Origin of the sequence: Limosilactobacillus secundus, assembly GCF_020784695.1 — a bacterium.
GTDB classification, from domain to species: domain Bacteria; phylum Bacillota; class Bacilli; order Lactobacillales; family Lactobacillaceae; genus Limosilactobacillus; species Limosilactobacillus reuteri_F.
In genome coordinates this window covers 72113-86703 of sequence record NZ_JAJGUA010000042.1, presented here as the reverse complement: position 1 = coordinate 86703, position 14591 = coordinate 72113, and the positions used below count along the sequence as shown (strand labels likewise).

The 14591-nt window shown below is 37.0% G+C and carries 14 protein-coding genes, 1 pseudogene and 1 other annotated feature; of the genes and pseudogenes, 7 read left to right on the top strand and 8 right to left on the bottom strand.

The window, feature by feature from the left end; translation table 11 throughout:
• Window positions 1-25 precede the first annotated feature (25 nt).
• Window positions 26-982, bottom strand: coding sequence for a ketopantoate reductase family protein (locus LMB57_RS08030; protein WP_229271552.1), 957 nt, complete (start codon window positions 980-982; stop codon window positions 26-28).
• Between the two features lie 56 nt (window positions 983-1038).
• Window positions 1039-1274 (bottom strand) — a binding site (T-box leader).
• A 470-nt stretch (window positions 1275-1744) separates the two neighbouring features.
• Between LMB57_RS08030 and LMB57_RS08025 the strand changes: the two genes are divergently transcribed.
• From LMB57_RS08025 to LMB57_RS08015, 3 genes are all read left to right on the top strand, one after another.
• On the top strand, window positions 1745-2884 hold the full coding sequence (locus LMB57_RS08025) for a 5-methyltetrahydropteroyltriglutamate--homocysteine S-methyltransferase (RefSeq protein WP_229271553.1): 1140 nt from the start codon (window positions 1745-1747) through the stop codon (window positions 2882-2884).
• Window positions 2885-3015: 131 nt separating this feature from the next.
• The gene (locus LMB57_RS08020) at window positions 3016-3234 is read left to right on the top strand and encodes a cytochrome b5-like heme/steroid binding domain-containing protein (protein WP_229278167.1); all 219 of its coding nucleotides are present in this window, start codon (window positions 3016-3018) and stop codon (window positions 3232-3234) included.
• A gap of 21 nt (window positions 3235-3255) precedes the next feature.
• Complete coding sequence (locus tag LMB57_RS08015; protein WP_229271555.1) at window positions 3256-3501, top strand: cytochrome b5 domain-containing protein; 246 nt, start codon at window positions 3256-3258, stop codon at window positions 3499-3501.
• A gap of 126 nt (window positions 3502-3627) precedes the next feature.
• Here the strand turns inward: LMB57_RS08015 and LMB57_RS08010 are convergent, their stop codons facing one another.
• The 3 genes from LMB57_RS08010 to LMB57_RS08000 form a co-directional block, all read right to left on the bottom strand.
• Window positions 3628-4065, bottom strand: a complete 438-nt coding sequence (locus LMB57_RS08010) for a GNAT family N-acetyltransferase (protein ID WP_229271556.1) — start codon at window positions 4063-4065, stop codon at window positions 3628-3630.
• Between the two features lie 176 nt (window positions 4066-4241).
• The gene (locus LMB57_RS08005; RefSeq protein ID WP_229271557.1) at window positions 4242-4898 is read right to left on the bottom strand and encodes an NAD(P)H-binding protein; all 657 of its coding nucleotides are present in this window, start codon (window positions 4896-4898) and stop codon (window positions 4242-4244) included.
• Between the two features lie 128 nt (window positions 4899-5026).
• Window positions 5027-5338, bottom strand: coding sequence for a winged helix-turn-helix transcriptional regulator (locus LMB57_RS08000; RefSeq protein ID WP_229271558.1), 312 nt, complete (start codon window positions 5336-5338; stop codon window positions 5027-5029).
• 97 nt (window positions 5339-5435) lie between these two features.
• Here LMB57_RS08000 and LMB57_RS07995 point away from each other — a divergent pair, with 97 nt between their 5' ends.
• A complete protein-coding gene (locus LMB57_RS07995; protein WP_229271559.1) occupies window positions 5436-6038 on the top strand; it encodes a nitroreductase family protein in 603 nt (200 codons plus the stop codon).
• 64 nt (window positions 6039-6102) lie between these two features.
• Window positions 6103-6555 carry a winged helix-turn-helix transcriptional regulator gene (locus LMB57_RS07990; RefSeq protein WP_229271560.1) on the top strand — a complete coding sequence of 151 codons (453 nt, stop codon included), beginning with the start codon at window positions 6103-6105 and terminating at the stop codon, window positions 6553-6555.
• On the opposite strand, the gene LMB57_RS07985 is transcribed toward LMB57_RS07990, so the two are convergent.
• The 3 genes and pseudogenes from LMB57_RS07985 to LMB57_RS07975 form a co-directional block, all read right to left on the bottom strand.
• Complete coding sequence (locus LMB57_RS07985; protein WP_229271561.1) at window positions 6548-7861, bottom strand: hypothetical protein; 1314 nt, start codon at window positions 7859-7861, stop codon at window positions 6548-6550. The genes LMB57_RS07990 and LMB57_RS07985 overlap by 8 nt on opposite strands.
• Window positions 7862-7871: 10 nt before the next feature.
• A pseudogene (locus LMB57_RS07980) lies at window positions 7872-9056 on the bottom strand (MFS transporter); the annotation flags it as partial.
• 140 nt (window positions 9057-9196) lie between these two features.
• A complete protein-coding gene (locus tag LMB57_RS07975) occupies window positions 9197-10519 on the bottom strand; it encodes a C1 family peptidase (protein WP_229271563.1) in 1323 nt (440 codons plus the stop codon).
• 217 nt (window positions 10520-10736) lie between these two features.
• Here LMB57_RS07975 and LMB57_RS07970 point away from each other — a divergent pair, with 217 nt between their 5' ends.
• Window positions 10737-11378: an SDR family oxidoreductase gene (locus tag LMB57_RS07970; protein WP_229271564.1), complete on the top strand. Its 642-nt coding sequence runs from the start codon at window positions 10737-10739 to the stop codon at window positions 11376-11378.
• Window positions 11379-11524: 146 nt separating this feature from the next.
• Window positions 11525-14056 (top strand): M1 family metallopeptidase, encoded by a 2532-nt coding sequence (locus LMB57_RS07965; protein WP_229271565.1) that lies wholly within the window; start codon window positions 11525-11527, stop codon window positions 14054-14056.
• A 60-nt stretch (window positions 14057-14116) separates the two neighbouring features.
• On the opposite strand, the gene LMB57_RS07960 is transcribed toward LMB57_RS07965, so the two are convergent.
• On the bottom strand, window positions 14117-14569 hold the full coding sequence (locus LMB57_RS07960) for an Rrf2 family transcriptional regulator (protein ID WP_229271566.1): 453 nt from the start codon (window positions 14567-14569) through the stop codon (window positions 14117-14119).
• Between the last annotated feature and the right edge of the window lie 22 nt (window positions 14570-14591).

Sequence of the window (14591 nt, the reverse complement as noted above, 5' to 3'; positions counted from 1 at the left end):
CAGAATGTTAGAGGTCTATTTTATATTATTTAACACTTCGATTTTGACGAGTCGTTTCCGCTAAGTGGACTAAATTAGTAACAAAATTATGGGTGTGAGCTTCATAATTATATTGGCGACCCAGCTTAACAAAGTAACCATTGATATAATCAACTTCCACTGGACGATTATGACTCATATCTTGGTACATTGAAGGATAATGATGAGGACAGCCAACTTTAGAAACGTAATTCACACTTTCTAGCTCTTCCGCTCGCGTATTAACCAATTGTACTCCAGCACGCTCACAGACATCATATGCTTCATCGATCAATTGACGGGATAGTTCATCAGCCTTATCAAACGCCGCATATTCACCCATTGTAATTTCAAACATAGTGCAAAGGGTATTAACAACTGAATTAAAGACCACTTTTGCCATCAACGTTCCCATAAAATCATCTTTAAGGGATGGATTAAAATTTGCTTTTTTGAGCTCTGCCATTAATGCTTTCGTTTTCTCATCAGGCTTTTCAGTGTAATTAGCCCAATTAGTTGTTCCCATCCCTCGTTCTCCAACAAATTCAACTTCGCCAGGTTTAGTTAAGATAGTTGCTACTAAGGCAGTTCCAGCAACTACTTTTTCTTCAGGGAAATATTTCAATAATTTTTCAACATGTCCCATTCCATTCATCGCTGTCATCACATATTGATCCTTCAAGAAATGTTCACAACGTTTTAACATATCGTCTAACTGCATTTGTTTTAATTCAAAGAAAACAAAATCGGCATCTGTCGCCTTGTATTCTTCAGGTGTATAAACATTAACAGGAACAAGGTGTCTATTTTTATGCTCGCGAGTTACATAGACTCCTCCTTGTTCTTTCATCTTGTTGTAATGTGGTAACCATCCTTCAACAAAATCAACTTCATTACCTGCTTCTTGTAATAGAACACCAAACCGTAATCCCATTGCACCTGCACCAACGACTGTAAATTTCATAATTATCTCTCCTTTTTATGACTATAAAAAAAAGCGCCCTTAGATTAAAAACTTAACCTAAGGACGCTTTTTGCGTGGTACCACCTTAATTTGCCAATAATTCGCATTATTAGCCTCAAATGTTCAATGTTTCCATTAAACACGTCAGCTATAATGGGCTGATCCCACCATTAATTACTAATTTCATCATGGCACTCAAAGTGATTTTCGTTATAAGTTAATTATCCTTTTTCATCAACCAAGGACTCTCTGTTAATCCGCTCATAATTACTCTTCTTTTCAACGTGTTTTTATAATCATCTTTTAATTTTTATCTAATTTAATACTTTGAGTTGTAAATGTCAAGATTTATTTTTTGTCATAAATTATCTTGACATTCATATCTCATCCGCGTATTATAATGGCAAACAAATGAGAAATAGCTTAGAAAAGATGAGTAATCTTAGAATCTTATTACAGAGAATCACGGTTGATGAGAGGTGACATAAGAGACTGAGGTGAAGATGGTCTTGGAGCTTAACGAATTACGAGTATTCTATATAAGTAGTTCACGATTGACGACCGATAAAACGTCTGGGTATAGCTTCCATCAGTGTACCTATTGAGGATAGTATTGTGAGATACTATCAAATTAGGGTGGTAACACGTTAATTAACTATTGATTAATCAACGTCCCTAGGAAAAGTAGAAATATTTTTCCTAGGGACTTTTTTTATTGCTTCAATTCTTGAACCCATCATGAATAGAAAGGATCGATTTACTATGACTGAATTCACTACACGTACTACATCCCCATTTCGTTATGACATCGTTGGAAGTTTTCTTCGTCCTCAAGAGCTAAAAGAAGCTCGCGCGAAATTTGCAAACGGCGAAATAACACAAGCAGACTTAACAGCTGTTGAAGATAAAGCAATTATTAATTTGATTAAACAAGAAGAAGCTGCTGGCCTGAAAGCCGTTACTGACGGTGAATTCCGGCGTAGTTGGTGGCACCTTGACTTTTTCTGGGGATTAAATGGCATTAAAAAAGCTACTCTAAAGAAAGGCTATAAATTTGCAGACGAAGAGACTCGTCCTGAAACTGCTCAAATTAGCGGAAAAATCTCTGGCGAAAATCACCCCTTTGTCGAACATTTCAAATTTACCCAAGCTCATACCTCTGATGGCGTTCAAGTTAAACAAACCATTCCTGCGCCAGCCCAATTTTTAGAAGAATTTCTTCGTCCCGAAAATCAAGCTAATGCTAAAGAATTTTATCCCAACCAAGAAGATTTAGATCATGACGTTGCAGCTGCTTATCATCAAGTGATTGAAGATCTTTATGCTGCTGGGTGTCGTACTCTTCAACTAGATGACTGTACATGGGGAATTTCTGTTAACGCTTTTGCCAACTTACAGAAAAAAGATCCCAATGCTGATGTATCTCAACTCGAAGCCCTTCAAAAACGATTCTTAAAAGTAAACAATGAGGCAATTGCTAATTTACCTGCCGACTTAACAATTAATACTCACGTTTGCCGCGGAAACTACCACTCAACATGGGCTGCCGCCGGTGGTTATGGCCCAGTTGCTGACACGTTATTTGCTAAAGAAAACGTCACTGCCTTCTATCTCGAATACGATAGTGAACGCGCTGGTGGATTTGAACCACTTAGCAAAGTTCCTAATGATAACTATGTTGTTCTTGGTTTAATTACTTCAAAATCAGGTGAACTTGAAGATAAGGCAGCAATTATCAAACGAATTCACGAAGCTGCGCAATTCCATCCATTAAATAAGCTCTGTCTTAGTCCTCAATGCGGCTTTGCATCAACTGAAGAAGGAAATATTCTAACAGAAGAACAACAATGGGAGAAAATTGCATTGGTTAAAGAAATTGCTACAGAAGTTTGGGGCCTTTAGTGACTTTGCTTAAATTCTTGTGTAATCTTGTTTGCGGTCATTAGGATATTTTTTTGAAATGCATTTTAGTTTAATTATTTTTTTCTAGTGTTATGCTTAAGGTAAGGATGGTTTTTAGGAGGAGTTAGTTAATGACTGAAAAGAAGTTTACTCGTAATGAACTCGCCAATTATAATGGGGATAACAATAAGCCGCATTATATGGCAGTTGAAGGAATTGTATATGATATTACAAATGCCTCTAAATTGGGAATTAGCACTAAGAACCTGATGGAGTTAATTTTTGGTCGTTCAAAAGATAAACATGAAATTTTGCAAAAATTACCTGTTGTTGGTAAGCTAAGCGAATAGATATAAAAGAGGTAATATCTAATGGGAGAAAAAAGATTTACTCGTAATGATTTGCAGCAATATAATGGAAAAGACGGCAATCCAGCGTATATAGCAATTAATGGTATTGTTTATGATGTTTCAGATAGCCCTGCATGGGTTAATGGCAAGCACCACGGCCATCAGGCTGGTTATGACTTGACTGATGCCTTATATAAGGACTCCCCTCACAAAGATCGCGTACTTGCTAATTTACCTAAAGTTGGCGTTCTAGCAGATGCGGATTAAAATTTGAATACGCAATGAAATAAATGGATATTAACCTAATTCAATAACACATTAATAAAAGGCAGAGGAAATATTTTATTTTTTCTGCCTTTTTTACTTGATATAATTGGTAACTTTGCTATGCTACTATCCCATCCTCATATCTAAGTGCGGAATATTATCTTCAAGGTAAACATCTGAAATCGGCTTAAATCCAAACGAGGCATAAAATTCTTGCAGGTATGCTTGAGCTTGAATCTGAATCGCCTTATGGGGAAATAAACGCTTAGTTTCATCAATTGTCGCCTGGACTAATTGCCGCCCATAACTATGTCCACGAAACTTTTTTAATACTAGTACACGTCCAAATGTTGCGTGAGATTCATCCTTATTCATAATTCGTGTATAACCTACTAATTCTCCCTGATCATCCTTCAGCATTAAATGGTGAGCTTGATAATCCTGTTCATCGATTTCTTGATAAGGACATTCTTGCTCAACAACGAAAACCCTTACCCGTTCTTCCGCTAATTTGCACCATTCTTGAGCTGTCATTTCGTTTAATGTTTTTACTTCAACATTCATATTAAAACCTCCTAAAAATAAAAGAGTACTAACCAACTTCTTCATGTCATTTCGACAGGCCCTAGTAGAAGATGGCTAATACTCTTAATGTCTTTAATCCGGGGACTAAAGACGAGTCGTTATTAAATTATTCGGTATCAGTATACAATGGATTAGTTTATCTTGCAATTAGCGATTCAATACCATGCCGGTTTATCCCCGTCTGTATTGGGTTTATTCACACCAAAGTTTTTTCTGGCATATGGTGCTGGATCATCAATGATTTTGGCTACAAAATTACCAATCGACTTTCGTGAGACCTCGGTACCTTTGAACGATTCCCCTTTTGCAGTCGTTTCGTAATCAACTTCATCCTTATCCGTTAACCAAGCAGGACGAATAATCGTGTAATCAAGGGTTGAATTTTCAATTATATCGGCAGCACTACGATAAGTTCCTAAATAGCTATCTTCTTGGCCGCCACCTAACATTTCATTATTCCATTCACCAAATTTACCTGGAACTTCATCATAGATTCCAATTGAAGAAATCCAGACTAACGGCTTTATAGCGTATTTTTCCATCAAACTGACAATATTTTTAGCTTGTTGCGTAATTTCAGGATTACGTAGATTAGCATAAACCACATCTGCTCGTTCAATTGCTGGCTCTAAATCACCAATATTTAGGACGTCCCCTTTAATAACTGTTTCGCGATTTTCATCGACAACATTCATATTTTGTGGGTGTCGAGTAAATAATAATAATTCATCATTACCATTTGCTAACAATGCATCAATTGCGTGTCCAGCAATTTTCCCAGTTGCACCCAGAATCAAAACTTCTCTTGCCATTATTTTTACCTCCTCATAAATTCTACTTTTAGTATACAATTCTCTAGACCAATTAAAAGTAAGTACACATAAGTAAGGTAGTTACATTCAGGTAAGATATGATTGATGGACAAGTAATCAGCAAAATTTTATTTTTTATTATATTTTTTGCCCCACTGGTTAATTGACTTAATTATTGGGACCAAACTTTTTCCTACTTCCGTCAATGAATACTCAGTCTTAGGTGGCACCGTCGAATAGACACGTTTTTGTATAATGTTTGCTTTTTCTAAGTCTTTTAGTTGAAGGGCTAACATTCTCTTGGAACAATCGGGAATTAATTTTTGCAGCTCTGAAAAACGGCAGGGCTCATATTCACTAATTTGATATATAATTACGCTTTTCCATTTTCCGTTTATTAACTTAAGCGTATTTTCAATCGGACAATCTTTTTCGACCATTTTTTCTCCTTTCTCTGGTGAAATAAAATTCACTTCTTGTATATTTTTGTTTTTAAGTTACTATTAGTAAGTAAATAAATGTACGGGAGTGATTATTATGAATTCACAATTTAATAGTTTAGCTACAAATCGTCGTTCAATCTATGCACTTGGTGATAATCTTTCACAAACACCAGAAGAAATTTTTGACTTAGTGAAGCAAACAATCAAAAACTCACCAACTGCTTTTAATAGTCAAACAGTACGAGCAGTCGTATTATTTGGCAAGTCATCAGATAAAGTATGGGAAATCGTTGAGGACGCTTTACGCAAAATCGCTAAGAGTCCAGATGCTTTTGAACAAACAAAGGCAAAAATTGATAGCTTCAAAGCAGGTTATGGAACTATTCTCTACTTTACCGACACTACAATTGTGCATCAATTAGAGAATGATTATCCATCATATGCTGCTAATTTTGCAAACTGGGCTGAACAAGGTCTCGGTGGTGCTCAACAGGCTGTTTGGACAGCATTCGCAGAACAAGGAATCGGTGCCAATCTTCAACACTATAACCCATTGATTGATGACGCCATTCATCAAGCATTTAATCTTCCAGTCGCTTGGCAATTGCGTGCTGAAATGCCATTTGGTTCAATTGAGGCACCAGCTGGAGAAAAGGCTCATCTTGATGACGAAGAGATGTTTAAATTAATCAAGTAAACTTATTTTTCTTCACCCTCTTTAACGTTATATAATTATCATAAATGTTAAAGGAGGAATTTTAGTGAAACAGCAACCTAAAATGTATAATACTGGAGCAGACTACGCTTTAGCAATCATCGGCGGTAAATGGAAATCCGTTATCCTTTACCTCTTAGCTGGTCATCCCCGACGAACAAGTGAATTAGTTAAGCAACTAGGGACCTCATATAAAGTCTTGAGTGACCAACTTCGTGAAATGACGGATGCTGGTCTCGTTATCCGTAAAAGTTTCAATACAATTCCTCCGCACGTTGAATATCGCTTAACTCCTGAGGGTGAAAATCTTTATGCCGCCCTTCGTTATTTAAATTATTGGGGTGAAAACAGGGCAAAACAAACTAGTAACATTAAAATCATGTGTACTGATGAAATGAAGCAGGTCGGGGATGATGGTCTGTGTGTCATCACTAAAAAACATCTTAATCATTGGCGACAAGAAATTGTAAAAAGCAAGAACAAAGATATTTCTATCTAAGTTCTTGCTTTTTTGTGTTCTTTAATCTAAAAGCCAACGCCATTATAAATATAATCATGTAACCCGCAAGAATAAGGTGGGTATTCATGATTATTGAAAAGTTTTGAATACTTGTTTTTCCTACTGAAAAAGCACCAAAAATTCTATCCATTCCCGTTGTTCCAGCGAAAATAAATAAGCTTCCCCACATTACTAATTGGGAAATTATCCCCGCAATTGACGCATAGTAATAATTAACGATCGAAGAAATACTATAATTATGGGTTGCTTTCTCGTAGTCGTCAATTGCTGTTTTACGTTCTGCGCCGGCAAAACTCCGGATAATAAATACGCCAATAAAATATGTTGGCAACCAAAATGTTAAGAGAATTCCAATTGTTAGCATCACTAAATTAATTTGGCAATCTTTAAAATGGAATAAATGGTGGGTTTGTTTCACCAATAATCCTCCAAAGACGAAAGCAAATAAGTAAGCAACAATTGTCCAGGAATACATTTTTGTGCCATACAAAATGCCAATAAAAACAGTACTATACAAGGTCCAATACTGACCACAAGCACCATAAAGCATTATTCGTTGCCGTAAATGATTTGGATAATGAAGTAACCGCCGATGGTTTACAAGTAAAGCAAAGATCATCGTGATGAGGAAGATTAATAAAAGTGCGGTTCCCCATTCAAGGGGTTTTCCAAAGCCTAAACTTCTCCCTAATCGCAACAATAGCATCGCACCAAGCAAAATTAATGCTAGTAAGCAATTAGCCCAATGTAGCCGAACTGGCAACGGTCGAATTGCATGGGGTGTTTCCCAAATTGATCCCATTGCACTAAAAGTAATAATTAGCATCAAAGCAAAACTAATTACTGGCTTCTTTATCCACATAATTATTCCAATACCGACCAAAACTATAATAACTTGAAAAAGTGGCTTAAGATGATCCTGCTTAGGTAATAGTCCTTGTTTCGTTAATCGCTTCCGCTGACTCATTGCGGTTGGAAATAGTTGAGAAGCAATTCCTGCCCCTACACCTGACAAGTCCCAGAAGATTGGTTGAAATCCACCAAACATTCCTAAAAAGTAACCAATGATTCCACCATAAAGACCGATCCAGGCAAGGCGTTGATAATCATATTCTAAATCACGGCAAAATAACAAAATTGTATGCCGGAAAGCATAGAAAATAGCGAAAGGCAAAGCACCAACAAAGACATCAGATTGCTCCTTAGTAAGAGAAATATACAGCAGAAAAGGCATTAAATTTAATAATAAACTACAAACGCCAGTTAATTTTTTTAAGTTTTTCATTTTATTACCTCTAATGCTGGTCAATTGCACTATTTAGCTTCTTTCGGTTTACTAGGAAAATAATAATAACTAACGGAATAATGAATAACATTACTGGATAAAAATACTTAACTGGCAACATGCTATCAATAATTCCCCCAATGATTGGTCCGAGCGTCATTCCAATGTCAAGACCGAGAAAGAATGTCGAACTTGCCAGACCTCGTTCATTATCTGGAGCTAGCATCATTGCAGTTGATTGACAAACGGAATAAATAATACCATAGCCAAATGCCATTCCAGCAGCTGCCAATGCCATTTCAATGTTATTTTTCATAATACTTAACATAATAAGATAAAAGATTGTTGCAACCGTGCTTAAAATCAACCATGGTTCAAAACGAACAGTATCAAATTGGGTCCGTAAAAATAACCGGCTAAGTAAAAGGACTACAGCATAAATTAAGAAATACGCACCAACAGCAATAGGTAAGTGACGTTGTTCAGCGTACTCAACAATATCTGCCTGCGTTGCAAAATATGGGATCGCAAATAAAGCAGTTAAAAGGGCAACTGGGATAGCATCTCGCTGAATGATTTTAATATGGAAACCACTTTGTTTTACGGAGTGTGCTGCTGGTTGGGCGCGGTTACTGACAAACTGAATTGTGACAACAACCAGTAAAGCCGATAATGCTGAAATCACCATTGCAGCTCGATAACCAATAATTCGATACAAGTTAATTGATACAGCGGGGGCACATGCCATTGCCAAAGCATTCATCAGGCCATAAAAGCTCATTGCTTCGCCAACATGATTAAATGGGACTAAATATGATAGCCATGTTGTCATGCAAACGGTACATAATACAAATCCTAACCCGTTAATCAAACGACATATTAACAAGAAAGTGCTATTAGGCGTTAACACATAACCTGCAACCCCAATAAAGCATAATATTCCACCCCCAAAAGCTAATGAATATTTCGAAAAACGGTCAGTCAGATTACCAGCAATTGGTCGCAAAAACATTGAAACAATACTCATCATTCCAACGATTATTCCTGCAAAAGCACTTGATGCACCCAAATCCTGCGCATAACCATTAATCAACGGATTACAGTACATATTACTAAACATAAAAAAGAATGAGGCCGCCATTACGAGCACAACATCCTTCGTAAAAATCGATTTCTCCTTCGCCATCAATTCCCCTGCTTTCTTTGCATGATTTCAATTAAATTCTAATTACTATCATACAACTATTTGGGGAAGTTAAGTGATTTCCCAAGAAATAAATAAAGAGGTTGGGTGTTGTTTCCCAACCTCTCCGTGTGTACTTCACTATTTATATTTTACTGCAAAGAATCCCAAGCTGGTAGAATAACGGGTTCACTTTCAGCTACTTTCTTTACTCGATCGCTAAGGTACTTCTTATTAATAACAGCTTCATAAGTATACTCTTCAAACCAGTCCTGGGTCATTACAAAGTATCCGTTATCGCCATTATCTTTACCCCAACTGTTTTCAATCTTCCATCGTGTAGGTTGATTATTTACCATATCAAAGCCTGTTAATGTCATTGCATGAGAAACAACGGCTTGCTTAGTTTCCAAACGGTGCTTCTTATCCATTACAAAGTCAACATCAAGCAATTCCTCTCGATGATATAACTTCGCATCCATCAAGCCTCGCTTACGGTCCATTTGTTGGAGAACATCATTCCCAACCCAAACCGTTTCACCAGCTTGCAATTGTTTGATGGCCCCTTCTTGCAATTCTTCAAAAGGAACATTAACAAATTTAATTGGCAAACCATCAACCACACTATCTTGAGCTGGCATTAAATAACTCCGATCCATTTCATGATCAGGAGCGTTAGTAACTACAACATAGTCACTTAAGTTTGTATCAAAATATTCATGATAGAACTTTAATGGCGTTAAGCCAAGAACTTGGTGAAACTTTTTATCATCATCCCGATATTCAAGATCAAATTTTGCAGGCGGTTCACCAAATGAGTAGGCCGCAATCTTATAAACGTCACCCATCATTCGTTCTTGTGCTTCCTGTAATTCCGTTGCACTGGCATTAGTTTGCACCATTGCCCGTAATTCAATTGCATCTTTGCGCATTAAACTATCAAATACTTCGGCCACATCTGAAGTATCCTTAGTATTATGTGTGTCTGGCATTACATATTCTGGAACAACACCATATTTCTCAATAATAGAAGCGGCATTAGCCCATTGTCCACCATCATTTAATGCGAAACTAAGGTAGAAATCAACGGTGCGATCATGCAAAGGCTTATCAGCAGTTGCAATAATCTTTTGGAAAAACATATTTGCCCGTTCAATTCGATCCCAGAAAAACAGATAATTCTGTGACAATTCAAAATCCTTGAACTTATATTTTGTTGCAAACTTATGACGTAATGTGTTTAACGCTGCAAAAGACCAGCAACGTCCACTATGACGCTGGTTAGTTGGTTTCCCCGTCTTAATTTCATAAGAAAATGCTCGATGAAGACGTTCGCTTGCCGTTGGATCTTCACTCGCAGCTTTAATCCCATTTTTTTGTATTGCGCGGGCAATAATTTCTGCATCTTTACGTGAATGAAATTCTTTCTTTAATTTTTCAACCATTTTTGAGGTTAAATCGTGTTCTTCAGTCACAATAAATCCCTTCTTTGCCTAAAATTCTAAAATGACTTATACACTATTAATAATACCGCATTTTAGGTAAAATTATTGAATTAAAGCTTTGACATTTTAACTCATCACTAATCCTTTACCACTTATAAAAAGTAAGATAAAATCGTATTTAGTAAGCCACTTTTAATTATAAATTGTATGAACTGCGTTAAAATTCTATCTAGGAGGTTGATTAATTATGAAGAACGTATTTGTTGTCGGCGGTTCAGGTCGTGTTGCTACTGACTTAATTAAAGATTTAGTTGCTACCGGTAATGAGGTTACAGCTGGTGCTCGCCATCCGGAAAAAGTCATTAAGTTAAACCACGTTACTGCTGTTGAATTGAACCTACATGATAGCGTTGAAAAAATCGCTGAATTAATGAAGGGGATAGATGCAGTTTACTTTGTTGCCGGATCACGTGGCAAAGATTTACTGCAAACTGATGCAATGGGCGCAGTTAAAACAATGCAAGCTGCCGAAAAAGACGGCATTAAACGTTACATTATGTTAAGTTCTCTCTATGCTTTACAACCTGAAATGTGGTCAAAAGTTCCATCATTAGCTTCAATTATGGATTACAACATTGCCAAGTTCTTTGCTGATAATTATCTCATCTCAAATACAAATCTTGACTACACTATCCTTCAACCCGCTAATTTAACTGAAGAACCTGGTACCGGTAAAATTCAAATTGGTGAAGGTGTTGCAACCTCTAATCCGATTCCAGACGTTGCCCAGACTTTAGCCGATATTTTACAACACGATAATACAATCGGTCATGTTATCATGATGCGGAGTGGCGATACGCCGATTGAAGAAGCACTAGATCAAATTTGATTTTTTACAGGTTGTTGATCAATCTAAAATAACATAAGATTGGTTCACAACTTTTTTCTATTCCAAAATCAGGTAATAGTTTAGCTAATTCTTCTCAGCAGCCGTATAATAAACATTAAAAATAAATTAAGAAGGGAATCTTCTACATGGCAAAACTCGAACGCTTTTATAATACTTTCCAACCTGACCATTATGATGTTTTTATTGATATTGATCGTGCAGAAAAAATAATTAATGGAAAAACAACTATCACTGGGAACGCAACTGATCCCCAAATTGCAATTAACCAAAAAAATTTGCAGATCACTAGCGTTCAAGCAGACAGTGAAGAATTAGACTTTAATATTGATAATGAAGCCGAGGCAGTGCGGATTACCCTTCCTCAAACTGGTAAAGTAACTTTTACTGTAACTTACAATACTAAGTTAACTGATTCAATGATGGGAATTTATCCATCATACTATGAGGTTGATGGGGAGAAAAAACAAATTATCGGAACTCAATTTGAAACAACTTTTGCTCGGCAAGCTTTCCCCTGTGTCGATGAACCAGAGGCTAAAGCTACCTTCAGTCTAGCAATTAAATTTGATGAGCATCCTGGTGAAACTATTATCGCTAATATGCCAGAAGATCATGTTGAAAATGGTATCCACTACTTTGAACCAACTGTGCGAATGTCCACTTATCTTGTTGCCTTTGCCTTTGGGGAACTCCAAAGTAAAATTACTGAAACAAAGGGCGGCGTTAAAGTAGGTGTATTCGCAACGAAAGCGCACCAACCCAAGGAACTTGATTTTGCATTAGACATTGCCAAACGAGCCATCGACTTTTATGAGGATTTCTATCAAACTCCATATCCTCTCCCCCATTCATGGCAATTAGCTTTGCCTGATTTCTCTGCTGGTGCAATGGAAAACTGGGGATTAGTAACTTACCGGGAAGCGTACTTATTACTTGATCCAGACAATACTTCCCTTGAAATGAAACAATTAGTTGCAACTGTTATCACACACGAACTAGCCCACCAGTGGTTTGGTGATCTTGTGACAATGAAGTGGTGGGATGACTTATGGCTCAATGAAAGCTTTGCCAATATGATGGAATATGTTGCTGTGGATGCTCTCCAGCCTGACTGGCACATTTGGGAACTCTTCCAAACCTCAGAAGCTCCAATGGCATTACAACGAGATGCAACTGATGGTGTTCAATCCGTTCATGTTGATGTTAACAATCCTGCTGAAATTGATGCCTTATTCGATGGTGCGATTGTTTATGCTAAAGGATCGCGAATGTTAGTAATGGTCCGGGCGCTTTTAGGTGACAAAGCGTTACGAGAAGGTCTTAAAAATTACTTTGCTGCTCATAAATACAGTAATGCAACCGGAGCTGACTTATGGAAGGCCCTTGGCAACGCATCTGGACTCAACATTGGAAAGATCATGAATTCATGGCTTGAACAACCAGGTTATCCTGTTGTAACAGCAAAGATTAATGATGATGGCGATTTAGTACTGTCACAAAAGCAGTTTTTCATTGGGAACGGTAAAAATGTTGATCGTCAATGGCAAATTCCACTTAATAGCAACTATGACGAAGCTCCACAAATTATGGCTGAGCAAAAACTCAATCTTGGAAATTATCAAACATTGCGCGATAAGAATAGTCAACCATTCCGTCTAAACCTCGGTAATAATTCCCACTTCATCGTAAAATATGATGATACGTTGCTAAACGATATTTTAGATCACGCAGCTGAATTAGATCCGATTACCCAGCGCCAACTTCTTCAAGATCTACGGTTGCTTGCTCAAGGTCAACAAGTGTCGTATGCGTCATTAATTCCATTATTAAAGCAATTTAAAGATAGTCCTTCTGCAATTGTTAACGCCGAACTATACCAAATTGCTAATAGTCTTAAAATGTTTGCTAAGCCTGATTCTCCTGCTGAACAAGAACTACGACAATTCTTTGATTTATTAAGTAAGGACCAGGTAAAGCGGCTTGGTTGGTTGCCAAAAGACGGTGAAAGCAATGATGATCAGTTAACTCGCCCTTATATTCTTAGTGCTTCACTATTTGCACGTAATAATGATTCGATTACCCAGGCTCATCAAATTTTTACCGAAAATCAGGATAAATTAGAATCCCTTTCGGCAGATATTCGCGGGTTGGTTCTTAAAAATGAAGTCCAGAATTTCGGAAATACTGAATTATTCGATAAATTGATCAAGGCTTACCAACAAACAGCAGACGCAAGCTTTAAACAAGACTTGCGAATGGCAATACCAAATACCACCGATCCAGCATTAATCGCAAAAGTCGTTAGTTACTTTGAAAATGCCGATGTTATCAAGCCACAAGATTTACGAGCATGGTATCGTGGGCTTCTTGCCAATAAAGCAGGTCAACAAGCTGCCTGGAATTGGCTTCGTGATGAATGGCAATGGTTAAATGACACAGTTGGTGGCGATATGGAATTTGCTACCTTTATCACTGTCACTGCTGGCGTTTTTCATACTCCTGAACGATTGAGCGAATTTAAAGACTTCTTTGAACCTAAGCTTAATACACCAGGTTTAACCCGGGAAATTAAAATGGACATTAGCGTAATTGAAAGCAAAGTCAACTTAATTAACAAAGAGCAAACAGCCGTCAATAATGCAATCGTCCAACAATAATTAATCGTAAAGCACTAAAAAAACGCAACTAAGAATTTTTCCTCAGTTGCGTTTTTTACTTTAAATTTGTTTCTTTAATAAATCTAACTTTGTACTTTGGCGTTGTAGAATATCGTCGATTACATCTGCTAATGAAATTTTCTTCATCTCATTAAAAGCTGCTGCTTGAACCTGATCATAATACTTTTCTAATGATGCCTGAATGTTTCCACCAACAATACACTTTAAATTAGTTTTTGGATCAACATGAAGCAAATCATGATCCATCTTTATTGCCTGGTAGATATCGAACAGGTTAATCTCTCGTGGCTTTTTGGCTAATCGCGGTTTAGCAGCCCCCTTTCTAGTTACAATCAAACCAGCAGTCCTCAAATCTGACATTAATTGACGAATAACACTCGGATTCGACTCAATACTATCAGCAATCGCTTTACTAGATAAGTCACCATCCTGATAAATGTGTAAATAACTTAATAAGTGAACAGCATCACTTAGCTTATATGAATATTTCATACTTTTATTTTATCTTGTTGTT

What these genes read in the sequence shown, in the direction of transcription:
- LMB57_RS08030 (WP_229271552.1), bottom strand. Translation starts at nt 982, where the DNA reads ATGAAATTTACAGTCGTTGGTGCAGGTGCAATGGGATTACGGTTTGGT.
- LMB57_RS08025 (WP_229271553.1), top strand. Translation starts at nt 1,745, where the DNA reads ATGACTGAATTCACTACACGTACTACATCCCCATTTCGTTATGACATC.
- LMB57_RS08020 (WP_229278167.1), top strand. Translation starts at nt 3,016, where the DNA reads ATGACTGAAAAGAAGTTTACTCGTAATGAACTCGCCAATTATAATGGG.
- LMB57_RS08015 (WP_229271555.1), top strand. Translation starts at nt 3,256, where the DNA reads ATGGGAGAAAAAAGATTTACTCGTAATGATTTGCAGCAATATAATGGA.
- LMB57_RS08010 (WP_229271556.1), bottom strand. Translation starts at nt 4,065, where the DNA reads ATGAATGTTGAAGTAAAAACATTAAACGAAATGACAGCTCAAGAATGG.
- LMB57_RS08005 (WP_229271557.1), bottom strand. Translation starts at nt 4,898, where the DNA reads ATGGCAAGAGAAGTTTTGATTCTGGGTGCAACTGGGAAAATTGCTGGA.
- LMB57_RS08000 (WP_229271558.1), bottom strand. Translation starts at nt 5,338, where the DNA reads ATGGTCGAAAAAGATTGTCCGATTGAAAATACGCTTAAGTTAATAAAC.
- LMB57_RS07995 (WP_229271559.1), top strand. Translation starts at nt 5,436, where the DNA reads ATGAATTCACAATTTAATAGTTTAGCTACAAATCGTCGTTCAATCTAT.
- LMB57_RS07985 (WP_229271561.1), bottom strand. Translation starts at nt 7,861, where the DNA reads ATGAAAAACTTAAAAAAATTAACTGGCGTTTGTAGTTTATTATTAAAT.
- LMB57_RS07970 (WP_229271564.1), top strand. Translation starts at nt 10,737, where the DNA reads ATGAAGAACGTATTTGTTGTCGGCGGTTCAGGTCGTGTTGCTACTGAC.
- LMB57_RS07965 (WP_229271565.1), top strand. Translation starts at nt 11,525, where the DNA reads ATGGCAAAACTCGAACGCTTTTATAATACTTTCCAACCTGACCATTAT.
- LMB57_RS07960 (WP_229271566.1), bottom strand. Translation starts at nt 14,569, where the DNA reads ATGAAATATTCATATAAGCTAAGTGATGCTGTTCACTTATTAAGTTAT.